The sequence below is a fragment of the Actinomadura sp. 9N407 genome (genome assembly GCF_044326315.1).
Taxonomy (GTDB): domain Bacteria; phylum Actinomycetota; class Actinomycetes; order Streptosporangiales; family Streptosporangiaceae; genus Spirillospora.
In genome coordinates this window covers 138,669-163,768 of record NZ_JBIRAW010000011.1, presented here as the reverse complement: position 1 = coordinate 163,768, position 25,100 = coordinate 138,669, and the positions used below count along the sequence as shown (strand labels likewise).

Here is a 25,100-nt window from a genome sequence, read left to right as displayed (position 1 = left end):
TCTGGTGGGTGTCACCGAGGAGAAGCGGTACAAACAGAAGCGCCGGGAGAAGTCCTGTGATGAAAATCACAGGCGCAACAGGAGTCACGGTCCGTCCGACCTGCGGACATGACCCGGCCCGCTCCGGGTAGGGCGCGATCATGCCCTGCACGGTCGTCGTCATCACCCGCGACCGGCGCGCGTCGCTGCTGCGGACCCTGTCCCGGCTGCTCGCCCTGCCGGAGCGGCCACCGGTCATCGTGGTCGACAACGCCTCGCGGGACGGCACCGCCGACACCGTCGCCCGGCGCTTCCCGCAGGTCACGCTGGTGCGCTCGGCGGACAACCTCGGCGCGATCGGGCGCAACCTGGCCGTCGACCACGTGCGCACCCCGCACGTGGCGTTCTGCGACGACGACACCTGGTGGGAGCCGGGCTCCCTGGCCCGCGCCGCGGCCCTGCTGGACGCCCATCCCCGCCTCGCCGCCGTCACCGGCCGCATCCTGGTCGAGCCCGGCGGGCGCGAGGACCCGATCGTCCCGGAGCTGCGCGACTCGCCCGTACCCGGGCCGGCCTGGCTGCCGGGACCCGCGCTCGGCTCGTTCCTGGCGGGCGCGTCGATGCTGCGGGCCGAGGCGTTCCGCGAGGCCGGCGGCTTCTCGCCCCGGCTGTGGCTCGGCGGCGAGGAAGAGCTGCTCAGCGCGGACCTGATGACGCTCGGATACCACCTGTGCTATGCCGCCGACGTCGTCGTTCACCACGAGCCGTCCAGCGTCCGCGATCCCCATCTGCGCCGCCGCCACGGCATCCGCAACACCCTGTGGACCACCTGGCTGAGACGGCCGCTGCCCAGCGCCGCGCGCCGTACCGGCGGACTGCTGTACGGGGTGCCGCGCGACCGCCACACCGCGGCCGCGCTCGCCGGCGCCGCCGCCGGGATCCCCTGGCTCGTCCGCGAGCGCCGCCCGGTGCCGCCCCACGTCGAGGCGCGCCTGCGCACCCTGGACGCTCCCCAGCGGCGGTCGCGCGCCCGCCGCTACGTCAGCTAGCGGAGGATCCCATGCCCGATGTCACGATCGTCGTCGCGACCCGCGACCGGGCCGCGGAGCTGCGCCGCAGCCTGGCGCGCCACACGGCCCCGGTGATCGTCGTCGACAACGCGTCCGAGGACGACACCGCCGAGGTCGCCGAGGAGGCCGGGGCGCGGCTGGTCCGGCTGCCGCGCAACCACGGGGCCGCCGCCCGCAACGTCGGCGTGCGGATGGCGACCACCCGGTACGTCGCCTTCGCCGACGACGACTCCTGGTGGGCGCCCGGAGCGCTGGAGCGCGCCGTGGCGGTGATGGACGCCCATCCCCGCACGGCACTGGTCGCGGCCCGCGTCCTGGTCGGGGAGCGCCAGCGCCTGGAACCGGTGTCGGAGCTGATGGCCCGGTCGCCGCTGGGCCGCCCCGACGACCTGCCGGGACGGGCCATCCTCGGCTTCCTGGCCTGCTCGGCCCTCGTCCGCCGCGACGCCTTCCTGGCCGCCGGCGGCTTCTCCGAGACCCTGCACTTCGCCGGCGAGGAGGAACTGCTCGCCCTGGACCTGGCCGCCGCCGGCTGGGGCCTGGCCTACCTGCCCGAGCTCGTCGTCCACCATCACCCCTCGCCGCACCGCCCCGATTCGCGTCTCAGGCGGCGGCGCGAGGCGCGCAACCGGCTGCTGACCGCGTGGCTGCGCCGCCCGCTCCCGGTGTTCGTACGGGCCGCGCTGACCTCCCTGGCCAGCCGGGACGGCCGCGGCGGGCTGGCCGACGCCGCCCGCGCCTGGCCGCAGGTCGCCGACGCCCGGCGCCCCGTCCCGCCCGAGGTCGAGCGCGCCCGAGCCGGGCTCGACGCGTACTGAACCACGAGCTGAAACCACGAGCTGAAACCACGGGCTGATGCCACGGGCCGACACCGGCCGCGCAGGGTCAGTGGTGCCAGGGCAGCTGGACGGGCTCGCTCGGGACGACACCGGCGAGCAGGTCCCTGAGCAGCGGAACCAGCTCGTGGGGGAGGACGGGGTCGGTCGTGGCCGCCAGCTCGTCGAGCGTCCACCAGCGATGCTCGAGCACATGCGAGCGCTCGTACTCTCCCAGCCCGCTGACGTCGACCTCGTGCGCCCGCGTGCGGACGTGGAAGAAGTCGTCGCGGAACTCGCCGCTCGCCCACGGGCGGTCCGCGTAGCCGTGGGTCATGGCGACCGGCGGCCCGAGCTCGCCCGGCCCGACCACCAGGCCCGTCTCCTCGCGCAGCTCCCTGGCCGCGGCGTCGGACAGCTCCTCGCCGTCCTCGACACCGCCGCCCGGAGTGATCCAGCAGAACCCCGAGCCCTGGAAGTCCATGAACTTGAACAGCAGCACGCGATCGGCGCCGTCCAGCAGCAGGACCCGGGCCGTCCGCCGCCGGTAGCCGTCGGCCCGCGGCGCCGGGGTGCTCACCTGGTCAGTTCGGCTTCGAGCTTGGCCAGCTGCGCGTCGTAGATCCGCTGGAGCCCGCGCGGCGCGAACGTCCGCTCGAAGAACCCGCCGACACCGCCCGCGCCGTCCCAGGTCGTGCTGACCCGGATCCGCGCGCCCTCGCCCGCGGGGGAGACCGTCCAGGTGGTGACCATCGAGGAGTTGGCGTCCCGCTCCACCAGCGTGCTCGCGTCCGGAACCGACACCGACACCAGGCAGTCGCGGACCCGCTTGCTGGTCGCCGCCAGCTTCCAGTGCACCGTCGTGCCCTCGCCCTGGCCGCCCTCGCGTACCTCGTACTCGCTGAAATGCTCGGTCAGCACCCGCGAGCGGGTGCTGCTGTAGTCGGCGAGCGCGGCGAGCACCCGCTCGGGTCCGGCGCCGACGGTCTTCTCTGCGGTAGCGGTGACCTGTCCCATGCGCACATCCTCTCGTACGGGTCCGATGGGGATGACCGTCAATGGCGGCGCGGCGGAATGCGGGCGCGCCGCCCGGCCGGCGGCCATGAAAGACATATCGATCTCGTGCCCGAGATTTGGCCTGAGATGGCCACACCTTTTCACGGATGCGGCACGTTGCCGAGCGCTTTTCTCTCCCGCGATGCCGATGACGGCGGCGACATTGTCGGCACATTGCACAAGGGAACGTTCCGGTGGGGAACAGGCAAGGTCCGGTGTCGGTCATGTGCGGTTATGGATAGGTGCCATGTTCCGCGTGGCGTCGCGTGGGTAAGGCGGGTGCATGCTTCGTTGGGGGGTGCGGATTCCGGCGGGACGGGTGCTGTTCGGCGCCGTCCTGCTGGGGGCGGCGTGCAGTGGATGTGCCGCCGCGGACGAGGACGGCGTGCAGGCGGCGGTCAGCGGGCTGTATCAGGCCGTACGGAACGGTGACGGCCGGGCGGCGTGCGAGCACCTCCTGCCTCGGGCCGCGAGCGCGCTGGAGACGGGCGGCTCGCAGTGCGCCCAGGAGATCCTCGGGCTCGGCCTGGAGGGCGGACCGGTCGCCGAGGTGGAGGTGTGGTCCGACCAGGCCCGTGCCAGCGCCGGTACCGACACGGTGTTCCTCACCCGCTGGGGGGAGGGCTGGCGGATCAGCGCGGCCGGCTGCCGCGCGCAGGGCGAGCGGCCGTATGACTGCGAAGTGCAGGCGTAGAGGTGCAGGCGTAGCCGAGGAGGCGTGCCCGGATGAGGACGATGTTCACCACGATCCTGCTGATCATCTTCGGAGGGCTGGCCTACTTCACCGTCATCGGCTTCCTGCACCGCTGACCCGAGCCCGCTGACCCGAGCCCGCTGACCCGGGCCCGCTGACCCGGGCCCGCTGACCCGGGCCCGCCGGACCGAGGACGAGGAGGCGCGATGAGGCGCTTTGTGCGGGACAACGGGCTGACGCTGTTCTTCCTCGGGGCGCTGGTCCTCGCGCTCGTCGGGCAGGCGTTCGCGGGGCTGGCCGTCTACAACGAGCAGCAGATCGCGCGGGGCGCTCCGGAGGTGGGGCTCGGGCACTACCTCACCGGCTCGGAGTTCGCGGTGGACGTCACCGAGAACTGGCAGTCGGAGTACCTGCAGTTCTTCCTCTACATCTTCGTCACCGTGTGGCTGATCCAGCGCGGCTCGACCGAGTCCAAGGCGCCGCCGAGGTCGGGGCCGGAGTCGGACAAGGAGCAGCGCACCGGCGAGTACGCCGACGGGTCCTCCCCGGCGTGGGCGCGCGCCGGCGGGATCCGGGGGCTGCTGTTCTCCCGCTCGCTCGGGCTGGTGATGGGCCTGATCTTCCTGCTGTCGTGGCTGGTACAGTCGCTGACCGGGTGGGTGTCGTACAACTCCGACCAGCTGGCCCAGTTCCAGGACACCGTGCCGTGGATCGGGTACGCCGGCTCGGCCGAATTCTGGAGCCGTACGCTGCAGAACTGGCAGTCGGAGTTCCTGGCGGTCGCCTCGATGGCGGCCTTCTCCATCTACCTGCGCCAGCGGGGGTCGCCGGAATCGAAACCGGTCGGCGCACCGCACGACGCGACCGGCCTCGAAGGCTGACCGAACTCCTGGTCGGGAACGGTGCCATGCCGGAATGGCCGGAAGGCGTCAGGACATTTCCCGCTTGATCATGGTGCGCCGTCCGCTTCCGCTCCGTCCCGAGGCGTTAGGGTCGTGACACGATCGTGCCTTGCGAGCCGAGCCTGGACGAGCATGGAGGTGTCATGGCCGCCGAGGAGTGGGCGCCGACGGGCGCGGATCTCACGACTCCCAACACGGCGCGGATCTATGACTACCTGCTCGGCGGCAAGGACAACTACGACGCCGACCGCAAGGTGGCCGAGCAGCTGCTGAAGATCATCCCGGAGTCCCGGATGGCCGCCCGGCAGAACCACCTGTTCATCGCCCGGGCCGTGCGGTTCCTCGTCAAGGAGGGCGTCCGCCAGTTCATCGACATCGGCACCAAGCTGCCCGCCCGCGGCAACGTGCACGAGGTCGCGACCGAGCTGGCCCCGGACGCGCGGGTGGTGTTCGCCGACAGCGACCCGGTCGTCCTCAGCCATGCCAGGGCGCTGCTGACCGGCTCGTCCGGCAGCACGCTGGTGACCCGGGCCGACCTGCGGCGGCCGGAGACCGTCGCCGACGACCCGCAGGTCCGGCGCCTGATCGACTTCGACCGGCCGGTCGCGTTCATCCTGGACCGGGTACTGCACTTCGTCGAGGACACCGACGAGGCCGCCGGCGTCGTGGGCCGGCTGCACGCGCTGCTGCCGCCGGGCGGCCATCTGGTCTTCACCCACATCACCCAGGAGCCCCGGCCCGACGCGGGCGGCGACGTGGGCCGGGTCTTCCAGCCGACCAGCGGGTTCTTCTGGGGCCGCGGCCGGGACGAGATCGAGCGCATCGTCGAGGCGTTCGAGCTGGTGGAGCCGGGACTGACCTACACCTCGCAGTGGCGCCCCGAACCCGGTGGCGAGGAGATCGCCTTCCCCGAGCGCACCTACACGCTGGCGGGCGTCGGCCGCCGGAGCTGATCGTTCCCCACGCCGCCGGACGTGACCCCGTCGGTGGTCACCGAGCGGGGCGCCCCGACCGTCGCCGCGGCGACGATCCCCGCGGCGACCGTGAGCATGATGACGGTGGCGAGGAACAGCACGGTCCTCTGGGACAGGATCTTCTCGGACACGTCTCCTCCTGACCGGGCCCCGTGAGGGGGCCCGTACCGCGCCGGCGAGTGCCCGGGCGCGGCGGTGGTGGCGGTCACTCGACGCTGATATGACCCGGTGAAAGCTCAACACAGGCTGGAGCCGGCCGCGGCCGGTGTCAACGGATCTCGGCCGAGCCGCCCAGGGACGGGCGATGTCACCCATGCCGCGAACCGAACGCGCCGGCGCTTGCTGCGATCTCGATGTGACTGCGGACGCCAAGGGCGCCTGACGCCCCACCGACCACGGCGCCCACCAGATCGGGATCATGCTCAGAACACGTTCCCTCACGATCCGGTGGGCGCCGTGCCGTACGCCGGCCCCGCGCAGGGTCAGCCCTGCGTTCGGTCGTCGGCCCAGAAGTCCTCGAGCTGCTGGGCGGTGAGCTCCGCGATCGGGACGGGCGGCAGCACCCGGCCCGTACGGGCGGACCAGACGGTGAACAGGGTGAGCGCCATGATGGCCGAGTCGGCGGGGGAGCAGCCGCCGTCACCGTCCTCGGCCGCGAACCGCTGGACGGAATAGAAAGGCTGGTCCTGCACCATGATGGAGAGCCCTTTCCCGTGAACGGTGCGCCCCCCGTGTGCGGGGCGTCGGGTCCCACCATGGCCACGGGGAGTGACGCCGTCGCGGGCCATCGGCGACTCCGGACGCGACCGGATGGAACGGGCCGCGCGTCCGGCTGCCGTCCGGTCGTGTCCGGAGATCCCGGTACGGCGCGTACGAAAACACGATGGTGGCCGACCGGAACCGCGATGATCCGGCGAATGTGTCATGTGACGGGGCCCCGCGACGGCCGATGATGGGACCATTGCGCTGTCGAGGGAGCGGGAGACACCTGAAGATCGGGCGGGGACAGTGATGTCCGAGGACGTGCGCGCGCGGAGCCTGGATGCCTTCATCGAGGATCTGAACCGGATCCGGAAGGCGGCCGGCCCGCCCAGCTACGGGCGGCTGGAGAGCCTCTCGCGGCGGCTGGAGAACCAGGGCGCGAGCGTCTGCGGGGTACGCGTGATCACGCTCGCCAAGTCGACCGCCAACGACATCCTCACCGGGGTCCGGCGCGACCGCCCCAAGTGGGAGTGGGTGGCCTCGTACTGGGCCGTGCTGCGGCTGATCGCCGAGCAGGGCGGGATGGACCCCGGCCGGCTCGGCCCGCTGGAGGCCTGGCGCCGCCGCTACGAGGCGATCGACGGGACCGGCCCCTCGGTCCCCGAGCCCGAGCCCGAGCCCGAGCCCGGGACCGGGACCCGGTCGGGAAACGGCGTGGCCTGGTGGTCCGGTGGCCGCGAGGTCGTGCCCGAGTGGTTCGAGACCTACCTCGGCCGGGAGCCGGCCGCCGGCCTGATCCGCCTCTACGAGCCCCATGCCGTACCGGCCCTGCTGCAGACCGAGGAGTACGCGCGCCATGACCTGCGGGCCCGCCATCCAGGCGACCCGCCGGCGCTCCACGAGCACCGCGTCGACCTGCGGATGCGCCGCCAGGAGATCCTGCGCCGCCCCGATCCGCCCCGGCTGTGGGCCGTGATCGAGGAGCGGGCGCTACGGGCGGGCATCGGGAACGCGCGCGTGACCCGGGCCCAGCTCGAACGGCTCGTGGAGCTGTGGGCGCGGCCGCACATCACGATCCAGGTGATGCCCTCGGCCCCCGGCGGGCAGCTCGCCGGCGACGGCCCCGTCAGCCTGCTGCGCTTCGCTGAGGACGAGGTCCCGGACCTGGTGTACCTGGAGCAGTCCACGTACGCGCTATATCCGGACCGGCCGCAGGACGTCAACCACTACCTCCAGGTCCTCAACCGGCTGGCGATCGAGGCCGGGCCGCCCGCGGCGACGCCCGGGGCGATCCGCCGGATCCTGGCCGGGCTCGAGCACGGATAAGGGATGCCGGCCGCCATTCGGCGACGCCATCGCCGGCGCGATCCGGTGTGTTGAAATATGTGCGATTTGTGCATAATGAGGGGATTTGTCGGAGGGGAAAGCCCCAGGTGGACCAGGGTGCGGACGGATGCCCGCACTCCGGGCAGGACCATCCCATTGAGGCCTATCCGCTATCTCTTTTATGCCCGTTCCATCCTCGCTAGAGTGATCGCCCATTCCTGGAAACGGCCGCTCGGGTGGTCGCGTGCCGTCGCGACCGATCCCGGTGAGGGCGACCGTCCTGGTCGAGCGAGGGGGAACTCATGGACTCTTACCGGACCACGGGCAGGACCACGGGCAGGAACGCGGGTCAGGGCTCCGGTGGCCCCGCCTTCTCCGGCGGATCGCTGGAGTCGATGAACGCCGAGCCGCTGATCACGAGGGACTACGACTCCCGCCCGTCCCTGGTCTACGAGCGGCTCCGCGCCAAGCACGGGCCGGTCGCCCCGGTCGACATCCTCGGCGTGCCGTTCTGGCTGGTCCTCGGCTATCCCCAGGTGCTGGAGGTGCTGCGCAACCAGCGGGGCATCTGGAGCAAGCGCCTCACGGACTGGCGGGCCTGGAACGACGGCCGCGTCCCCGAGGACTGGCCCCTGCGCCCGGCGCACGCGGTCAACCACATCGTGTTCCAGGAGGGCGACCGGCTCCGCGACCTGCGCGGCGCGTACCACGCGGCCCTCAAGCCGTACCAGGACGCGGCGCATCCGCAGGGCCGCCGGCTGCGGGCGATCATCACCCGGTACGCCGACGAGCTGATCGACGTCATGTCCGAGGGCGGGCCCACCGGCTGGGCCGACCTGTCCGCGCAGTACGCCAGGCCGCTGCCGCTGATGGTCGTCGGTGAGCTGCTCGGCGTCCAGAGCGACGGCGGCGACGAGATCCTGATGGACATGTGGCGGGTCCTGGACGCCGGTCCGGACGCCGCCGTCGCGCTCGACCGGCTGCTGGCCGCGCTGGCCGACCTGGCCGCCACCAAGATGGCCATGCCCGGGGAGGACCTGCCCTCGTACATGCTGGCCGCCCATCCGGGCCTGACCGTCGACGAGATGTCCCGCGAGCTGATGATGATGGTCGGGGTCACCGGCGACTACACCGGCGTGCTGATCGGCAACACCGTGGCCGAGGTGATCAACGCCAATCCCGAGGTCCGGGCCAGCCTGTCGGTCGGGATGATCAGGGAGACGGTGAACCGGGTCGCGATGGTGAACCCGCCGATGGCCAATCTCACCTTCCGCTGCCCGTCGGTCGACGTCCGGCTGGGCGAGGTCACGATCGCGGCCGGCGAGCCGGTGATGCTGTCGGTCGCGGCGGCGCACGCCGACCCGGTGTTCGCCGACGGCCACGGCGCCGACGCGATGTTCAGCTCCCGCGCGCATCTGGCCTGGGGCGCCGGACCGCACGACTGCCTGGGCCGCGAGCTGGCCACCATCATCGTCACGATCGCGATCAGCCGGCTGTTCGAGCGGTTCGGCGCCCTGTCGCTGACCCTGCCGGCCGACCAGCTGCCGTGGCGCTCGTCGCCGCTGATGCGGGGGCTGCGGTCGCTGCCGGTCCGGTTCGAGGTGGCCGGTCCGTCCCGTCCCGCCGCCGGAACGGCCGGGGCACCGGGTGGCGGGCCGGCGGCGGCACAGGGCGATCCCGCGCGGAAGCCGGGGACGGAACCTTCCCGGTCCGCGCTCTGGCGTTTCGTGCGCAGCCTGCGCCGGACGAAGTGAGCCCGTAGCCCGTGTAGGCGGCGCCGTACCCGCGAACGACGGCTCTCCGGCCCTCTCCGCGCCGAGGCGGTCAGGCCTTGCCTGCGATCCGCGAGCCGCGCTGGCGGCGGAGCCGGACCGTCACGCCCAGGCCCGGCCGCCGGTGCCGGGTGCCGGACCCGAGCGGCTCCGGCGGGACCGCGGCGCCGCCGCCGTCGGGCTCGGCGGCCTGGGTGGGCGCCGCCGCGATCGCCGGCTGGACGAGCAGCAGCACGGCGTCGTCGCCGAGCCCGCCGGCCACGTGGGCGAGCAGATCGGCCTGCAGGGCGTCGAGGAAGCCGGCGGGGTCCTCGGTCTCCAGCCGGGCGGCGCGTTCGGCGAGCGGGTACGGCTCGCCCCGCTCGTTCAGGGCCCCGGTGACGCCGTTGGTGTAGAACAGCAGGCGGTCGCCCGGGTCCAGCCGTACGGTGTCGAGTCCGTTGGGGGACTCCCCGAGATGCAGCACGCCCAGCGGCGGGCGCGGGCCGGCCGGGACGCATTCGCTGACGCCCGACCCGTTGAGCAGCAGCGGGGGCGGATGCCCGCAGGCGAGCAGCTCGACGGCGGGCCCGCGGGCCTGGGCGAGCAGCGCGGTGGCGAACTCCTCCTTGCCGCCCCGCCGCAGCACCGTGCTGTGCAGGTGCGCCGCCACCAGCGAGAGGTGCTCCTCGGTCCAGGCCAGATCGCGGAACGTGTAGGAGAGCTCGGCCGCCGAGTGCAGCGTGGACACGCCGCGGCCGGCGACGTCGCCCAGCAGCAGCCGCACGCCGAACGGGGTGTCGCTGACCGAGCAGACGTCGCCGCCGATGTGCCGGTCCGAGGGCGGCGTCAGGTAGCGGACCTCGGTGCGCAGCGAGCCGACCGTCGGCGGCACCGGCGGCTGCACGATGCCGCGCACCGTCTGGGACGTCTCGTCCAGGTCGCGCAGCCGGCCGCGCTGGCGGGCCAGCAGCCGGACCGCCAGCGACGTGATCACCGACATCGCCACCACTCCGGCGATCATCGCGCCCATGCTGAACGGCCGGATCGACCAGTTGGCATGCCCGAAGACCTCGCCGATCAGCAGCGTGAGGCCGCCGGCCCAGAGCGGCCGGCGCGGGTCGGCGGGCCCGGCCGCGCCGATCACCGGGATCAGCACGTACAGCGGCAGGATCGACCGGCCGAGGCCGGTGGCATGGTCGAACACGGCGATGGCGAGGGCCGTCGCGACCGCCAGTGCCGTCGGGAGGTGGTGCCGCACGTCCAAGGTCGGCCCGTCCACGGGTCGGTTGCTCTTCCTTATCGCGCCAGCCTAATTCGGCCGGTCGCGCCGTGCCCCCGAAAGACGACGATGCGTGCCCGCGATCGGTGGCCGGGATATGGCGTTGCGACCGGAAACGGGTGCCGCTAGAGTCCGGGACGTGACTGCCGGGTCGGCCTTGGGCCAAGAGCGAGTGGGGCACCCGGCCTCTGCGTGACCACCTGGCGGGCCAGAGGCCCGCCGCTTTCTTCTCCGCGTGACGTTCCGTCCCTCACTACGGCCGATCGGAGAAGAAAGCAGAGCATGCCCATCGACTTCAACCAGCAGATCATCGACGAGTTCCGCGCCAACGGCGGCCGGGTCGGCGGCCCCTTCGAGGGGGGCCGGCTGCTCCTGCTCACCACGACCGGGGCACGGTCCGGCAAGCCGCACACGACACCGCTCGGCTACCTTCCCGACGGCGGTGACCGTTCCATCGTCATCGCCTCGGCCGCCGGTGCGCCCAAGCACCCGGCCTGGTACCACAACCTGGTGGCCGAGCCCCGGGTCAAGGTCGAGGACGGCGTCTTCACCTACGAGGCGGACGCCGTCGTCCTGGAAGGCGCCGAGCGCGACGCGATCTTCGCCCGCGCGGTCGAGGCCGATCCCGGCTGGCAGGCCTACCAGGACGAGACGGCCCGGATCCTGCCCGTGATCGCCCTCAAGGCCATCGACGGCGGCCCTCCCGCGGGCCCGCCGGGCGACTCGCTGATCGCGGTGCACGGCGCGTTCCGCCGGGAGCTGGAGCTGATCCGCAAGGAGGTCGCCGCCTCGGGGGCCGTCCTCGGCGCCCAGCTGCGCGTCAACTGCCTGACCCTGTGCGAGGGGCTCGGCCATCACCACCTGATGGAGGACAACGGGCTGTTCCGGTACCTCGACCAGGCGCATCCCGAACTGGCTCCGGCCCTGGCACGGATGCGCGAGGAGCACCACACGGTCAAGCGCCTCCTGGACGAGCTGCAAGCCCTGCTCGCCCTGGAGAACCCCGACCGTGCCACCCTCCTCGCCGAGGTGGAACGGCTCACCACCGAGCTGGAAGCCCACCTCGACTACGAGGAGGAGCAGCTCGTCCCGCTCCTCAACGGGATGACGGCATAGGCGCGACCGCCCCGTTCCCATCTGGGCGCGGGGCGGTCAGAGTCGACGCCATGGCCGTCGCCAGCGTGAGTGGTGCGGCGATCAGGGCCGCCAGCGCCGGGATGGCGATGCCGGAGTCGTTCACCGCGAAGCCCACCCCGGTCGTGACGAGGACGGCCAGCAGCGCCGTACGAAGCGCGGGCGTGTCCCGGAAGACGCGGCCGAGCACACCGTCCCGGCGCAGCAGCAGAGCCACGAGCAGGATCAGGACGAACGCGGCGGGCAGCGTGAGCCAGACGCTGCCGAGCGAGTTGAGCATCGAGTCCGCCTTGCGTTCCAGGACCGGCCAGGCCTCGCCGTCGAGCGCGCGCCGCCAGAAGTCGCCGAGATGCGAGCGGCGTTCCGGGGCCGCAGCGAGTCGAGATACGACAGCCCGGCCACGAGCAAGGCGCCCGCGCCACCGGCCACGAGCAGCGGGCGGGCGGAGATCCTGCGGCCCGCCGCCCACAGCGCCAGCAGCACCACGCCGGGCGTCAGCGCGAGCACCCCGCCGAAGTCGCTGCCCCACCCCGGCCAGCCGTCCACCAGGATCGCGGCGCCACCGATCAGGACGGTCAGCGCCACCGCGCGGCGCCGGTGCCCGGCGGCGACCGCCGGACCGGCGAGCCCCGCAGCGCAGATCAGCGCCGCCGTGGCGAACAGCGCGAACGTCAGGTTGCCGAAGCCGTAGAACCTGCCGGCGGCCAGCGAGAAGTTGCCGTTGAGGCTGTCGGCCTGCAGCGGCGACCCGGCGACCGCGTCGGCGGCCAGCGTCACGCAGGTCACCGCGGCCACCACCGTGACCGGCCCGAACGGATGCCGCCGCCACGGCCCGGCCAGCGCCACCGCCACCACGGCGGCACCGGCCGCGAGCACCGCGGCCGCCAGCCCCGCCGCCGGATGCTCCGCCCGCCACCAGGGCAGGAGATTGGCCAGGTACGTCGCGGCGGGTGCGGCCGCGGCGAGCAGCGCCACATGGTGGGTGACGGTCAGCGCCGTCCGCCGCGCGGCACGCCGCCAGGCCAGCGCCGCCAGCCCGTACACGGCCAACTGCCCGCCGACGAGCGCGATGTTGAACGGTGCCACCATCGACCGGGTAGCCCGGGCGGCCAGGTCCCGTTCCCTGAGCCGCTGGATGGACGGCTCGCTCCGTTCCCGCCGGGTCCAGGACGCGCCGGTGAGCTCCCCGGGCACCGGTACGCCGGCCAGCCGCAGCACGGTGGGCGTCACGTCGGTCAGGGCGAGCAGGCCCGTCCTCCGCGTCGAGGACACGGTGAGGTAGCCCGGCCGTGCCGAGGGGCCGCTGTCGATCGTGACCCGCAGCCCCGGGTGCCCCGCGTCGGCCACGCCCACGACCAGCACGGTCGCGTCGGCGGGAACCCGGTCGAGCACCGCGCCGATCGTCTCGTCCGCCGCGCCAGTGCCGCCGCCCGCCCGTCCTTCCTGCGCGCGACGTCGTCGACGTCCACGACCGTGACACCGCAGCGCCTCCAGTCCCGGGCCCGCATGTCCCGTACGCGGGCGCCTCGCATTGTGCGTTCCGCCCGATGACGTCCCGGTCGCGTTCGCGTATCTCCCGCCGCCCCGCCGAACCCGCGGACGAAGATCGAAAGTGCTGGACAGCCGTGGGGATGATCTGTCACCATCCCGGCATGAACCTTGAAAGGGGCGTCGCCGCCCTCGTCCGGTGAGCATGACGCTGCAGCGCGAAGCTGCCGACATCCGAGAAGAATGGCTGGGCCGAGCGCTCTCGACGCTGCCCGCCGACCGTCCGGCCGCAGAGGCCGCCATCTCCGGGATCTACGGCCTGCTCGGGCTCGATCCGCCGCGTTTCCACTGGGTGCCGTCGCCCGTGGCCGCGATGGAGACCGTTCCACCCGCGGTACGGCTCCGGCCGTCGGAATCCGTCGATCGCATGACCGAATGGCCGCTGCCGCGCCGGTTCGGCGCGCTGATGAGGGAGTTCGACCGAGAGCTCGACCAGCAGGTCAGATGGGTCCAGAAGGGAATGGACCGGCAACTCCGCCTGATGGTCCGCTCGTCGCTGTCGACCTCGTGCGACAGCACGCTGGCGATGGCACTCCGAACGGCCCACGACACACCGCGGCAGATGCCGCACAGCTGGTACGCGGCGCAGTGCGTCTCCTGGGTCGCCCACAACGACGCCCTGCGCAGGGTGGCGGGTGTGGTCTTCACTCCCGAGCAGACCCGTCGGCTGGACCTGTGGGCCGAGGTGGCGCGGTCCTGCCGCTGGTGGTGGCCCCGCGAGGATTTCTGCGTCGTCTCCGAGCGGCCCGTCTCCGTGCACACCGAGGTGTGGGGCAGTGACGGCCAGGTACGGCTGCACTCCGCGGACGGCCCCGCGATGCGGTTCCGGGACGGCGCGGACGTGCACGCCTGGCATGGGGCGATGGTGCCCGGGTGGGTCCTCACCGATCCGGCGGTCTGGCGGATCGCGCGCGAACCCAACGTCGAGATCCGGCGGTGCGCGATCGAGCGGATCGGCTGGGCGGACTACATCGATCAGGCCGGGCTGCGGCTGATCGGCTCCGCGCCCGATCCCGGCAACCCCGGCTCGGAACTGCGGCTGTACGACATGCGCCGCGAGACGCGGGTGCTGCTCGCGGTGAACGGGTCCGTCGAACGCGACGGGCACCGCCGCCGGTACGGGCTGACCGTACCGGGCCACCTCGACGACCCGGTCGCCGCCGCCGGATGGACCTACGGCCTGTCCGCCGCGCAGTACTCCCAGCTCGCCCGACGAACCTGAAGGTGATCCCCATGAGCAGTGACGTGACCCTCGCGACGCTCGTCTGGCAGACCCGCATGGACGTGCTCGACCACCTCGACCATTCGCTGAGCATCCCCGTCGTCGACGGGCTCCAGGCCCAGGGCGACCTCATCGTCGTCCCGTTCTCCATGATCGAGACCGCCATCACGTTCCGGTCCGACGCCACATGGACCGACGTACCGCCCGAAGGCATCGTGCTGCTGCGGGGCGGATCGGGGGGCAACCCGCACACGCTGGTCGCCGACCCGGACACCTGCCGCTGGACGACGAGCCTGGGCGACCTCGACCACCTGGCGATCGGCGCCTTCGAGACCTCGGCCCCCGCCTACCTGCTGCATCCCGAGCACGGGGCGAGCGGCTGCACGCCGGGCCGGTACGTGGTCAGGCGGCAGCGCGAGCGCGAAGGACGGCAGGCCCGCCTCGTCGCGGACTGACCCGTTCAGGCGCCGTTCATCCCTGAAGGAGCCCGGTTCCCGGTGACCGAAACACGGGGGCCGGGCTCCTGCCGGTCTGTGGAAAGGTGTCGCGGATGAAGCGTTTTACGAATCGGCGCGTACTGGTCACCGGCAGCGCCTCCGGTATCGGTCAGGCGATCGTCCTGCGCCTGCTGGACGAGGAGGCCCAGGTCGTGGCCGCCGACATCGCCGAGGACGGCCTGGCGGAGACCCGCGCCCAGGCGGCCGCCGCCGGCCTGGACAAGCGGCTGACGACGATGGCGCTGGACATCGCCGACGAGACGTCGGTGGGGGAGGGCGTCGCGGCGGCCATCGCAGGTCTGGGCGGACTCGACGTCCTGGTCAACGCGGCGGGAATGCTGCGCGGCGCGCACACCCACGAGTGCTCGCTCGACCTCTGGAACCAGGTCATCGGGGTCAACCTCACCGGGACCTTCCTGATGACCCGTGCCGCGCTGCCCGCGCTGCTGGAGACCGGCAAGGGAGTGGTGGTGAACTTCAGCTCCACCTCGGCCCAGTTCGCCCACCCCTACATGGCCGCCTACTCCGCCAGCAAGGGCGGCATCCAGGCGTTCACGCACAGCATCGCCCTGGAGTACGCCAAGCAGGGCCTGCGCGCCGTCGCCATCGTGCCCGGCGGCATCAGCAGCGGCATCACCGGCAACATCGTCGGCCTCGTGCCCGAGGACGTCGACTGGAACCTGTTCGCCAAGATGTCGCCCGCGATCGGCAAGGGCTACGGCAAGCCCGAGAACGTCGCCGGCGTCGTGGCGATGCTCGCCTCCGACGACGGCGCGTTCGTCACGGGCACGGAGATCCGCGTCGACGGCGGCGCCCACCAGTAGCAGCGGTCAGCCCGGCGTGCCCCCGGCGGGGGCGCCCGGCGTGACCAGGCCGGACTCGTAGGCGAAGACCACCAGCTGGGCGCGGTCGCGCGCGCCCAGCTTGGTGATCGACCGGCTGACATGGGTCTTGACCGTGGCGTGGCTGATGACCAGCCGCGCCGCGATCTCCTCGTTGGACATCCCGGCCGCGACCAGGGCGACGATCTCGCGCTCCCGTGCGGTCAGCCGGTCCAGGCCGGGCCCGCCGGACGGGCGGGGGACGGTCGAGACGTACTCCTCGATCAGCCGCCGGGTCACCGACGGCGACAGCAGCGCGTCCCCGCGCGCGGCGACCCGTACGGACTGGGCGAGGTCGGCCGGCTCGATGTCCTTGAGCAGGAAGCCCGCGGCCCCCGCGCGCAGCGCCGCGAACACGTACTCGTCCAGCGCGTAGTTGGTCAGGATCACCACCCGGACGCCCGCCAGTCCGGGATCGGCGCCGATCCGGCGGGTCGCCTGGATCCCGTCCAGCAGCGGCATCCGCACGTCCAGCAGCGTCACGTCCGGCAGCAGGGCGCGCGACATCTCGACGGCCTCGACGCCGTTGGCGGCCTCGCCCACCACCTCGATGCCGCCGGCCAGGTCCAGCAGCGCACGGAAGCCGGCCCGGATCAGCGGCTGGTCGTCGGCCAGCAGCACCCGGATCACGCCCGGCCCGCCACGGGCAGTTCGGCGCGCACGGCGAAGCCGCCCTCCGGCCGGGGACCGGCGTGCAGCGCGCCCCCGGCGGCGACCGCGCGCTCGCGCATGCCGATCAGCCCCATCCCGTGCGGCGGGCGGGTACCGTCCCCGCCCGACCCGTCGTCCTCGACCCGTACGACGACCATGCCCGGATGGTATTCGGTGGTCAGGTCGATCGACGCGGCCCCGGCATGGCGCAGCACGTTGGTGAACGCCTCCTGCACGATCCGGTACAGCGCGCGGTCGATGTCGGCGGGCAGCTCGTACGGGTCTCCGACGACGGCCGAGGCGACGGGGTGGCCGGCTCCCTCCGTCCTGGCCACCAGCCGGGGCAGCCGGGCGAGCCCGGCGCCGGGACCGCCGGAGTCGGTACGCAGGACGCCCAGCGTGGAGCGCAGCTCGTGCATCGCCTCGCCGCCCGCCTCCTTGACCACGGCCATGGCCTGCCGCGCCCGCTCGGGATCGTGGTCGATGAGCTGGAGGGCGACCGAGGACTGGACGTTCATCACCGAGATGGTGTGGGTGAGGGTGTCGTGCAGCTCCTGCGCGATCCACAGCCGCTCCTCCCCGGCCCGGCGCAGCGCCGCCTCCTCCTTGGTGCGTTCGGCCTCGGCCGCGCGCCGCTCGACCTCGCGCAGGTAGGCGCGGCGGTTCCTGACCACGTCCCCGAGCACGACCATGGCGACGAGCCAGCCGGTGAGCATGTTGATGCCGTCACCGGGTGCCGGGTTGGTCGCCGACAGCGCGACCAACCCGTACGCGACGGCGGCGAACGCGGCCGCCAGCGCGATGGCCGCTCTCCGGCGTCCCAGCGTCGCGGTCGTGTAGATCGCCATGAGAGCGGGCGCGGCGGCGAAGACCCCCGGGTAGTGGCCCGCGTAGTACGCGACGGCGGCCCCGGTCGTCACCGCCCCCACCAGCACAGGGGCGGCCCGGCGGAACGCGAGCGCCAGGCAGGACACCGTGATCAGGCCCAGCCCGAGCGGGCCGAGTTCCCCTTCGCCCGGACCCGCGTAGGACAGCCGCGCGTACGTACCCGCGACCACCGCGGCCAGCACGCCGGCCGCCATCAGCACATCGGATCCTCTGATCTTCACGCGAACACGGTACGGCCGGCGGACCGGCCCTGGCGTCGGGCGCGAGGTGGAGATCCGGCGTACATCCCGCACGGTACGGCCGGGCCCCGGCCCTGCCGCGTACATCCGCCGGAGTACGGCCGGAAGCCATCCCCCATCCGATGCCGGGGACACCGTCGCCGCAGCACGATGACCGGCATGAACGGGATCATATGGACCCTGCGGCTGTCGGCCACGGGCCACCTGGCAGGGGTGCTCCTCCAGGCGGCACTGGCCGGCATGTTCGTGACCGGCGATGTAGGCATGCTGGCCTGGCATCGCAACAACGCCGGCGTCACCCACGCGCTGCTGTACGTGCAGAGCGTGGCGGCCGTCCTGCTGTGGCGTCCGGGACGCGGCCCGTCCTGGCCCGCCTGGGCGAGCGGCGCGCTGGTGGCCGCCGAGACCGCGCAGGTCGCATTGGGCCAGTCCCGGGTCATCGCGGCGCACATCCCCCTCGGCATGGCGATCTTCGGTGTCTCGGCGCTGCTGACGGTGTGGACCTGGCGGACTCCTTCTCAGGCGGCGCGGGCCGGCAGGGCGGAGTCATGATCTCGCGGCGGCGCTTTCTCGGCGCGCTCGGCGGTACGGGGGTGGCGGCCGCGGCCGGGTTCGCCGGGCGCGGGTGGTTCACCGGCGAGACGGCGGGCGAGCTCCTGACCAGTTCCCTCCCGCTGCCCGAGCCGTTCCGGGTGCCGTTCCCCGTGCCCGCCGTCGCCCGGCCAGGACGTGCGGGCCTGTACGAGGTGGTTCAGCGCCGGGCGCGCGTCGAGATCGTTCCCGGCACCACCACCGAGGTCTGGGGCTACGGCGGGACCTTTCCCGGACCGACGTTCGAGGCCCGGCGCGGGAAGGGCCTCACCCTGCGGGTGCGCAACGAGCTCCCGGTGCCGACGTCCACGCACCTGCACGGCGGCGTCACCCCGCCCGAGTCCGACGGCTACCCCACCGACCTGATCGTGCCGTCCGGGCTGGACTTCCGGCCCGCGTCAGGGGGCGGCCACTCCCACCACCAGCACCACACGATGACCGTCGACCCGTCGCAGTGGAGGTTGCATCGGGCCGTCCGGGACTACGTGTATCCCCTCGACCAGCAGGCCGCCACGCTCTGGTACCACGACCACCGGATGGACTTCACCGGTCCGCAGGTCTGGCGCGGACTGGCCGGCTTCCTGCTCGTACGCGACGAGGAGGAGGACGCCCTGCCGCTGCCCGGAGGCGAGCGCGATCTCCCGCTGATGATCTGCGACCGGGCGTTCGACGAGGACGGCGCGTTCCGCTACCCGTCCGTGGACCCGAGGCTGCTGGGCGTTCCCGGAGTCACCGGCGCCTACATGGCGGGTGTCGAAGGCGACGTGATCCTGGTCAACGGCGCTCCCTGGCCGGAGCTGGAGGTCTCCGCGACCCGCTACCGGTTGCGGTTCCTGAACGCCTCCAACGCCCGGCGCTACCGCCTGCGCCTCTCGCACGGTGCCCGGTTCGTCCAGATCGGCAGCGACGCGGGCCTGCTGGACCGCCCGCTGGAGCACGCCACGATCACGCTGGCCCCCGCCGAACGCCTCGACGTGATCGTGGACTTCTCCGCCCATCCCGTCGGCACGGCGGTCACGCTCACCAACGAGCTGGGCAGGGGCTCCACGCGCAACGTCATGCGATTCCGCGTCGCCCGCAAGGCCCGCGACGACAGCGCGATCCCGGTCCGGCTCTCCCGTGCCGCACCCGCCGACCGCGCGAAGGCCACGGTCACGCGGACGTTCGACTTCCGGCGGACCGGCGGCCAGGGCGGAACGGCCGCGTGGACGATCGACGGCAAGCCGTTCCGGCCTGGAGTGCCGCTGGCCGGACCCCGGCTGGGGACGATGGAGGTCTGGCGGTTCGTCAGTGACTTCCACCATCCCGTGCATGTCCATCTGGCCCATTTCCAGGTGCTCGCACGCAACGGCAGGCCGCCCGCCCCGACCGACGTGGGCTGGAAGGACACCGTGGACGTCCGCCCGTACGAGGTCGTGGACGTTCTGGCCCGCTTCACCGGGTACAAGGGCCGCTACATGATGCACTGCCACAATCTCGAGCATGAGGACATGGCGATGATGGCCGACTTCGAGGTGACCTGACTCGTCCCGACCGGTCCGCCGCGCCGCACGATTACTTACCATGTGGTAGAAAACGAGAAGGCCCGTGACGGAACGGGCTCCACTCCCGGAGGTGCAGTGAAAGAGCCGGCCGCCCTTGTTCCGCTCCCGCAACAGCTGACGCCGCTCGAAGGGGCCGTGCTGCGGTACGGTCCGGAGCCGCGCGTGGTGGTGCCTTCCGATGACCTGCGCGGCCTGGGCGAGGTCGTGATCGACCTCCTGAAGCGGCTGCACGGGGTCGATCCGGTCCTTCAGGTCGGAGGCGAAGGCGAACTCCGGCTGGTGCTGGAGCCGGAGTCGAAGCCGACGGACCTCGTGGACGTCAAGGGGATCGACCCGCTGGACGGGCGGCCCGGCGAGGCCGGCGTTCGTGAACGCTACGAGCTGGCCGTGGGGGAGCGGGGCGCCGTCGTGACCGCCTCTTCGGCGGAGGGCCTGTTCCGGGGCGCGACCACGTTCGCGCAACTCCTGCGGAAGGACACGGCGGGCGGGTCGGTCGCGCCTGCGGTACGGGTCGCCGACGGCCCGGCGATGGCCTGGCGCGGGCTGTCCCTGGACGTGGTGCGCCGGTTCTTCACCGTCGACCAGGTCAAGAAGGTCATCGACCTCCTGGCCCTCTACAAGTTCAACGTCCTGCATCTGCATCTGACCGACAGCCAGGCGTGGCGCCTCGAGATCGGCGCCTGGCCACTTCTCACCTCCGGAAGCGATCGCCCGTACTACACGCAGGACGATTACCGGGAGCTCGTCGCGTACGCGGCGGCCCGTTTCATCACCGTGGTACCCGAGCTGGACATGCCCGGCCATGTGCTGTCGGCCGTCCGCGCGTACCCGGAGCTGCAGGGCGCCGACGCGCCCGTGCACAAGCTGCTGGCCTACCTCGATCCGCGCGCCGAGGTGACCTTCCGCTTCGTCCAGGACGTGCTCGACGAGCTCGTCGCGCTCACCCCGGGGCCGTACCTGCACCTGGGCGGGGACGAGGCGTTCGGGATGCCGGACGAGCTGTACGCGATGTTCGTCGCACGCGCGCTGGAGATCGCCCGGGGCACGGGGAAGAAGGTCGTCGCCTGGCAGGAGGCGTCCCGTTCCGGTGCGCTGGCGCCGCGGGACGTGGCGCAGGCGTGGATCGGCTTCGGTGACGAGTTCGATGCCGATGCCGCGCGGGAGCGGATCCCCGCCGAATACCACCCGCTCGTCGACAGCATGGCCGCCGCCTTCGCCCAGTCGGCCCACGACGTTCCGGCGGCCGTCGAGGCGGGAGCGGCGGTGCTCGCCTCGGCCAGCAGCTTCCTGTACCTGGACCGCCGGTACGCCGAGGACTCGCTGCTCCCCGGCCAGACCACCCGGCGGACGGAGGTGGGGCACGACTCGTACCCGGTGCGTACCTGCCGCGAGCTGTTCGACTGGCGGCCGGACACGCTGGGCGAGATCCCCGCCGGGGCGCGGCTCGCCGGCGTGGAGGCCGCGATCTGGGGCGAGTCCATCAAGGACTTCGACGACCTGGCGTTCCTGCTGCTGCCCCGGCTGCCGGGCATCGCGGAGAAGGCGTGGACCCCGTCGGCCACCGAGTGGGACGACTACCGCGACCGCCTGTCAGGCCACCAGGCTTGGTGGGACCGCCTCGGCTGGGACGGCTACTACCGTTCCACCGAGCTCTTCGGTTGACTCGTGGCGTGTTCGCCTTTTCGAACGGCCACCTAAGGGCGAACACGCCACGAGTCAACGGGGTCGGGCGCGCTCGAAGGCCTCTCGGCGGGCTCGCTGCTCGGCGACGTCGGCGACGGGTGCCGACAGCAGGAGCCTGCGCGTGTACGGGTGCCGCGGGCTCGCCGTCACCTCGTCGGCGCCGCCCGTCTCGACGATCTCGCCATGGTGGATGACCGCCACCCGGTGGCTCATGAACCGGATCACCGCGAGGTCGTGCGAGACGAACAGGTAGGACACGCCGGTCTGCTCCTGGATCTCCAGGAGCAGGTCCAGCACGGTCTTCTGGGTCGTGAGGTCGAGGGCCGAGACGGGCTCGTCGCACACGATCAGCTTCGGGCCGATCGCCAGCGCCCGCGCGATGGCCACCCGCTGGCGCTGCCCGCCGGAGAACTCGCGCGGCAGCCGGCCGGCGGCGTCGGACGGCAGCCGCACCCGGTCGAGCAGGTCGCCCACGCGCTCGCGTGCCTCGCCCCGGCCGTACCCCTGTGCCAGGAGCGGCTCCGACAGCGTGTCGCCGATGGTCAGCGACGGGTTCAGCGAGGTGAGGGGATCCTGGAACACCACCTGGATGTCCTTGCTCAGCGCGCGGCGCCGCTTGGCGGTAGCGCGTTCGATGCGCTCGCCCGCGAACGTGATGGCGCCGGACCGGACCGGGACGAGGCCCAGGATCGCCCGCCCGATCGTGGTCTTGCCCGACCCCGATTCGCCGACCATGCCCAGGGTCTCACCGGGACGGATGGTCAGCGACACCCCGTCCAGTACGTCGTTGCTCGGAGCGCGCCAGCCCTTTCCGGGAAAGGAGACCCGCAGGTCCTCGACCACCAGCAGGTCGTCGTCGGCCGTCACATCGCCCGTGGTCACGTCGCTCGTGGTCATGGGGTCCGTCCTTTCACGGGTCGCAAGGGCGGGCGGGCCGGTGCGTTGTCCAGCACCGCGCCGAGCAGCTTGCGGGTGTACGGGTCCTGCGGGTCGTGCAGGACCTGCTCGGCCGTTCCCGTCTCGACGATGCGGCCGTCCTTCATCACGGCCACGCGGTCGCACAGGTCCGCCACGACGCCGAGGTTGTGGGTGACCAGCAGGACGCCGAGGCCGTGCTCGCGCTGCAGCCGCCGCAGCAGGCCGAGCACCTCCGCCTGGACCATGACGTCCAGGGCCGTGGTCGGCTCGTCGGCGATGAGGAGCTTGGGATCGCACGACATCGCGCCCGCGATGAGCACGCGCTGCGCCATGCCGCCGGAGATCTCGTGCGGGTACGAGCGGAACGTCCGCTCGGGGTCGGCGATCTCCACCATGCGCAGCAGGTCGAGCGCGCGCCGCCGGGCCTCGGTCTTGGAGACGCCGAGCTTGTAGCGCATCGGCTCCACGAGATGGTCGCCGACGGTGAACGACGGGTCCAGGTTGCTCATCGGCTCCTGCGGGATGTAGGCGACGACGTCCCCGCGCAGCGCCCGGTGCTCGCGCTCGCGCAGGCCGACGATCTCCCGGCCCTCGATCGTGACGCTGCCGGCGCTGACGTGGCCGCCTTCGGGGAGGATGCCGAGGATGGAGAAGGCCGTCTGGGTCTTGCCCGACCCCGACTCGCCGACCAGCCCGACGATCTCCCGTTCGGAGACGTCGATGTCGACGCCGTGCACGACCTCCTTGGCGGTGCCGTCCGCCAGGGCGTAGGAGACCGCGAGGCCGCGTACCGACAGCAGCGCGGCGCGCCCGGTGCCGTCGCCCGCCGGTACGGCCGGACCCTTCGGGCGGGGACGGCGGCGGGACGGCGGGGCCCCGCGTTCCTCCAGCGCGTCCCGCAGCGCCCCGGCGAGCAGCACCAGGGAGGAGCTGGTCAGGCCGAGCGCCAGCCCCGGCCACACGATCATCGTCGGGTCGCGCTGGATGTTCTTGAACGCCTCGTTCAGCATCGCCCCCCAGGTCGGGGTGTCGCCGCTGCCGATGCCGAGGAACTCCAGGCCCGCCTGCAGCCCGATGGCGAGCCCGGCCACGAGCGCGACCTGGATGATGATCGGGGCGCGCACCACGATCAGCACATGGCGCGCCACGATCTTGCGGTCGGTCAGACCCGACACCCGCGCGGCGTCGACGTACAGCTCGTTGCGCACGTTGGCGACGATGCCGCGGACCAGCCGGAAGAAGGCCGGGGCGACCAGCACGCCGAGCACGACCATCAGCACCCACACGGTGGGGCCGAGGATGGCGCGCGAGGCCAGCAGCACGACCATGGCCGGCAGCGCCATGACCAGGTTGACCACCCAGCTCGACAGGCCGTCGAACCGGCCGCCGCGGTAGCCCGCCAGCAGCCCGGAGGGTACGCCGATGCCCAGCGCGACCGCCAGCGCGATCAGCGCGCCGCCGAGCGTGTTGCGGCCGCCGTGCAGCAGCCGCGACAGCAGGTCGCGGCCGGCGGAGTCGAACCCGAGCGGATGCCCAGGTCCCGGGCCGCCGAACGAGTCGCGCAGGTTGGCGGCGTTCGGTGCCTGCGGGCTGAGGACGGGCGCCAGCACCACGGCCAGGACGATGAGCGCCAGGACCACGGCGGAGATGAGCCCGAGCGGGTTGCGCAGGACCCGGCGGGCGACGCCCGGCCGCCGGGCGGGCGCCGCGATCGTCGCGTCGGGCGGCGGTACGGTCTCGCTCACGCGACCCTCGCCTTCGGGTTGAGCCAGCCGATCAGGATGTCCACGATGAGGTTGACCACGATCACCAGGACGGCGGTGACCATCACCAGCGCCATGATCACGGGGATGTCGCCGCGGGTGGTGTAGGTGACGGTCATGTCGCCGATGCCGGGCAGCCCGAAGATCTGCTCGACCAGGACGGCACCGCCGAGCAGCCCGACGAACTGCATGCCGAGGACCGTCAGCGCCGGGGCCGCCGCGTTGCGGATCACGTGCCGGAACAGGATCCGGGACGGCGGCAGCCCGCGGCTGCGCAGCGTCCGGACGTAGTCCTGCCGCAGCACGTCGATCACCGAGCCGCGGACCTGCTGGGAGACGCCCGCGACGGCGGCGATGGACAGCGCGGCGATCGGCAGCGTGATGGTGGACAGCCAGCCCGACGGCGACCGGTCCAGGCCGATGTAGCCGATGGCGGGGAACCAGCCCAGCCGGACGGCGAACACCACGACGATGATCAGCGCGACCAGGAAGCCGGGCAGCGCGTACCCCAGCACGCCCAGCACCTGCACGAGGCGGTCGACGGGGCCGCGGCGGACGGCGGCCCACACGCCCAGCAGCAGCGACAGCACCGCGGTGACCAGCGTGACGCCGACCATCAGGCTGACCGTGACCGGCAGCCGGTTGACGATGGACCGCAGCACGTTCTCGCCGGTGAACCAGGAGGCCCCGAAGTCGCCCCGGACGGCGTGCGACAGCCAGTCGGCGTACTGGGCGAGGACCGAGCGGTCCAGTCCCAGTTCGGCGTTCTTGGCCTCGACGAGGTCCGCGGCGGCGCTGGAGCCGAGCAGTTCGCGGCCCACGTCCAGATCGGGGATCGACAGCAGCAGGTAGGACAGGAAGGAGATCACGAACAGCAGCAGCACGCCCGCCGCGATCCTGCGCACAACGAAGTTCAGCATGTGACTCGGCATCTGTTGTCGGAGGGTGCCGGTGCGCCGGCGGCGGCCCGGGCCGGTCCGCCGCCGGCCG

The 25,100-nt window shown here is 72.6% G+C and carries 26 protein-coding genes; 14 read left to right on the top strand and 12 right to left on the bottom strand.

The genetic code is table 11. The features are described from left to right. Positions 1–140 precede the first annotated feature (140 nt). Together ACH34Q_RS19725 and ACH34Q_RS19720 are read left to right on the top strand one after the other, a co-directional pair. A complete protein-coding gene (locus tag ACH34Q_RS19725) occupies positions 141–1,028 on the top strand; it encodes a glycosyltransferase family 2 protein (RefSeq protein WP_395984434.1) in 888 nt (295 codons plus the stop codon). A gap of 11 nt (positions 1,029–1,039) precedes the next feature. Further along, positions 1,040–1,867 carry a glycosyltransferase family 2 protein gene (locus tag ACH34Q_RS19720; protein WP_395984433.1) on the top strand — a complete coding sequence of 276 codons (828 nt, stop codon included), beginning with the start codon at positions 1,040–1,042 and terminating at the stop codon, positions 1,865–1,867. Between the two features lie 67 nt (positions 1,868–1,934). On the opposite strand, the gene ACH34Q_RS19715 is transcribed toward ACH34Q_RS19720, so the two are convergent. Further along, complete coding sequence (locus tag ACH34Q_RS19715) at positions 1,935–2,444, bottom strand: NUDIX hydrolase (RefSeq protein WP_395984432.1); 510 nt, start codon at positions 2,442–2,444, stop codon at positions 1,935–1,937. Then, positions 2,441–2,881 (bottom strand): SRPBCC family protein, encoded by a 441-nt coding sequence (locus ACH34Q_RS19710; protein ID WP_395984431.1) that lies wholly within the window; start codon positions 2,879–2,881, stop codon positions 2,441–2,443. Before ACH34Q_RS19710 ends, ACH34Q_RS19715 begins: the two co-directional genes overlap by 4 nt. A gap of 322 nt (positions 2,882–3,203) precedes the next feature. On the opposite strand from ACH34Q_RS19710, the gene ACH34Q_RS19705 reads away from it, so the two are divergent. The 3 genes from ACH34Q_RS19705 (at position 3,204) to ACH34Q_RS19695 (ending at position 5,469) form a co-directional block, all read left to right on the top strand. Then, entirely contained in the window at positions 3,204–3,614 is a 411-nt protein-coding gene (locus tag ACH34Q_RS19705; RefSeq protein WP_395984430.1) for a hypothetical protein, read from the top strand. A gap of 206 nt (positions 3,615–3,820) precedes the next feature. Next, positions 3,821–4,495 (top strand): DUF6766 family protein, encoded by a 675-nt coding sequence (locus ACH34Q_RS19700; RefSeq protein ID WP_395984429.1) that lies wholly within the window; start codon positions 3,821–3,823, stop codon positions 4,493–4,495. 164 nt (positions 4,496–4,659) lie between these two features. After that, complete coding sequence (locus tag ACH34Q_RS19695; protein ID WP_395984428.1) at positions 4,660–5,469, top strand: SAM-dependent methyltransferase; 810 nt, start codon at positions 4,660–4,662, stop codon at positions 5,467–5,469. Here ACH34Q_RS19695 and ACH34Q_RS19690 read toward each other — a convergent pair. Both ACH34Q_RS19690 and ACH34Q_RS19685 read right to left on the bottom strand, forming a co-directional pair. Beyond that, positions 5,436–5,621 carry a hypothetical protein gene (locus ACH34Q_RS19690; protein WP_395984427.1) on the bottom strand — a complete coding sequence of 62 codons (186 nt, stop codon included), beginning with the start codon at positions 5,619–5,621 and terminating at the stop codon, positions 5,436–5,438. The genes ACH34Q_RS19695 and ACH34Q_RS19690 overlap by 34 nt on opposite strands. Positions 5,622–5,972: 351 nt before the next feature. Further along, positions 5,973–6,185 (bottom strand): hypothetical protein, encoded by a 213-nt coding sequence (locus ACH34Q_RS19685; protein ID WP_395984426.1) that lies wholly within the window; start codon positions 6,183–6,185, stop codon positions 5,973–5,975. A 316-nt stretch (positions 6,186–6,501) separates the two neighbouring features. On the opposite strand from ACH34Q_RS19685, the gene ACH34Q_RS19680 reads away from it, so the two are divergent. Together ACH34Q_RS19680 and ACH34Q_RS19675 are read left to right on the top strand one after the other, a co-directional pair. Beyond that, complete coding sequence (locus ACH34Q_RS19680) at positions 6,502–7,518, top strand: DUF5753 domain-containing protein (protein ID WP_395984425.1); 1,017 nt, start codon at positions 6,502–6,504, stop codon at positions 7,516–7,518. A 302-nt stretch (positions 7,519–7,820) separates the two neighbouring features. Next, entirely contained in the window at positions 7,821–9,272 is a 1,452-nt protein-coding gene (locus ACH34Q_RS19675) for a cytochrome P450 (RefSeq protein WP_395984424.1), read from the top strand. 70 nt (positions 9,273–9,342) lie between these two features. Here the strand turns inward: ACH34Q_RS19675 and ACH34Q_RS19670 are convergent, their stop codons facing one another. After that, entirely contained in the window at positions 9,343–10,551 is a 1,209-nt protein-coding gene (locus tag ACH34Q_RS19670) for a PP2C family protein-serine/threonine phosphatase (RefSeq protein ID WP_395984423.1), read from the bottom strand. Between the two features lie 282 nt (positions 10,552–10,833). Between ACH34Q_RS19670 and ACH34Q_RS19665 the strand changes: the two genes are divergently transcribed. After that, positions 10,834–11,667: a nitroreductase/quinone reductase family protein gene (locus ACH34Q_RS19665; protein ID WP_395984422.1), complete on the top strand. Its 834-nt coding sequence runs from the start codon at positions 10,834–10,836 to the stop codon at positions 11,665–11,667. On the opposite strand, the gene ACH34Q_RS19660 is transcribed toward ACH34Q_RS19665, so the two are convergent. Both ACH34Q_RS19660 and ACH34Q_RS19655 read right to left on the bottom strand, forming a co-directional pair. Continuing rightward, positions 11,648–11,965 (bottom strand): hypothetical protein, encoded by a 318-nt coding sequence (locus ACH34Q_RS19660; RefSeq protein WP_395984421.1) that lies wholly within the window; start codon positions 11,963–11,965, stop codon positions 11,648–11,650. The genes ACH34Q_RS19665 and ACH34Q_RS19660 overlap by 20 nt on opposite strands. Next, positions 11,911–13,077: a hypothetical protein gene (locus tag ACH34Q_RS19655; protein ID WP_395984420.1), complete on the bottom strand. Its 1,167-nt coding sequence runs from the start codon at positions 13,075–13,077 to the stop codon at positions 11,911–11,913. The genes ACH34Q_RS19660 and ACH34Q_RS19655 overlap by 55 nt, the downstream gene beginning before the upstream one ends. Positions 13,078–13,378: 301 nt before the next feature. On the opposite strand from ACH34Q_RS19655, the gene ACH34Q_RS19650 reads away from it, so the two are divergent. The 3 genes from ACH34Q_RS19650 (at position 13,379) to ACH34Q_RS19640 (ending at position 15,776) form a co-directional block, all read left to right on the top strand. Continuing rightward, the gene (locus ACH34Q_RS19650) at positions 13,379–14,455 is read left to right on the top strand and encodes a DUF6745 domain-containing protein (RefSeq protein WP_395984529.1); all 1,077 of its coding nucleotides are present in this window, start codon (positions 13,379–13,381) and stop codon (positions 14,453–14,455) included. A gap of 11 nt (positions 14,456–14,466) precedes the next feature. Next, on the top strand, positions 14,467–14,910 hold the full coding sequence (locus ACH34Q_RS19645; RefSeq protein ID WP_395984419.1) for a hypothetical protein: 444 nt from the start codon (positions 14,467–14,469) through the stop codon (positions 14,908–14,910). Between the two features lie 95 nt (positions 14,911–15,005). Next, the gene (locus ACH34Q_RS19640) at positions 15,006–15,776 is read left to right on the top strand and encodes an SDR family NAD(P)-dependent oxidoreductase (RefSeq protein WP_395984418.1); all 771 of its coding nucleotides are present in this window, start codon (positions 15,006–15,008) and stop codon (positions 15,774–15,776) included. A 6-nt stretch (positions 15,777–15,782) separates the two neighbouring features. On the opposite strand, the gene ACH34Q_RS19635 is transcribed toward ACH34Q_RS19640, so the two are convergent. Then, positions 15,783–16,463: a response regulator gene (locus tag ACH34Q_RS19635; protein WP_395984417.1), complete on the bottom strand. Its 681-nt coding sequence runs from the start codon at positions 16,461–16,463 to the stop codon at positions 15,783–15,785. Further along, positions 16,460–17,593 (bottom strand): sensor histidine kinase, encoded by a 1,134-nt coding sequence (locus ACH34Q_RS19630; protein WP_395984416.1) that lies wholly within the window; start codon positions 17,591–17,593, stop codon positions 16,460–16,462. Before ACH34Q_RS19630 ends, ACH34Q_RS19635 begins: the two co-directional genes overlap by 4 nt. Before the next feature lie 177 nt (positions 17,594–17,770). On the opposite strand from ACH34Q_RS19630, the gene ACH34Q_RS19625 reads away from it, so the two are divergent. The 3 genes from ACH34Q_RS19625 (at position 17,771) to ACH34Q_RS19615 (ending at position 21,408) form a co-directional block, all read left to right on the top strand. Continuing rightward, entirely contained in the window at positions 17,771–18,163 is a 393-nt protein-coding gene (locus tag ACH34Q_RS19625; protein WP_395984415.1) for a hypothetical protein, read from the top strand. Further along, a complete protein-coding gene (locus tag ACH34Q_RS19620; protein ID WP_395984414.1) occupies positions 18,160–19,725 on the top strand; it encodes a multicopper oxidase family protein in 1,566 nt (521 codons plus the stop codon). Before ACH34Q_RS19625 ends, ACH34Q_RS19620 begins: the two co-directional genes overlap by 4 nt. 96 nt (positions 19,726–19,821) lie before the next feature. Further along, a complete protein-coding gene (locus tag ACH34Q_RS19615) occupies positions 19,822–21,408 on the top strand; it encodes a family 20 glycosylhydrolase (protein ID WP_395984413.1) in 1,587 nt (528 codons plus the stop codon). Positions 21,409–21,462: 54 nt separating this feature from the next. Here the strand turns inward: ACH34Q_RS19615 and ACH34Q_RS19610 are convergent, their stop codons facing one another. Genes ACH34Q_RS19610 through ACH34Q_RS19600 form a run of 3 tightly spaced genes read right to left on the bottom strand, consistent with a single transcriptional unit; the run spans position 21,463 to position 25,030 of the window. Further along, the gene (locus ACH34Q_RS19610; protein WP_395984412.1) at positions 21,463–22,326 is read right to left on the bottom strand and encodes an ATP-binding cassette domain-containing protein; all 864 of its coding nucleotides are present in this window, start codon (positions 22,324–22,326) and stop codon (positions 21,463–21,465) included. Next, positions 22,323–24,092 carry a dipeptide/oligopeptide/nickel ABC transporter permease/ATP-binding protein gene (locus ACH34Q_RS19605; protein WP_395984411.1) on the bottom strand — a complete coding sequence of 590 codons (1,770 nt, stop codon included), beginning with the start codon at positions 24,090–24,092 and terminating at the stop codon, positions 22,323–22,325. The genes ACH34Q_RS19610 and ACH34Q_RS19605 overlap by 4 nt, the downstream gene beginning before the upstream one ends. Then, positions 24,089–25,030: an ABC transporter permease gene (locus ACH34Q_RS19600; RefSeq protein WP_395984410.1), complete on the bottom strand. Its 942-nt coding sequence runs from the start codon at positions 25,028–25,030 to the stop codon at positions 24,089–24,091. Before ACH34Q_RS19600 ends, ACH34Q_RS19605 begins: the two co-directional genes overlap by 4 nt. Positions 25,031–25,100 lie beyond the last annotated feature (70 nt).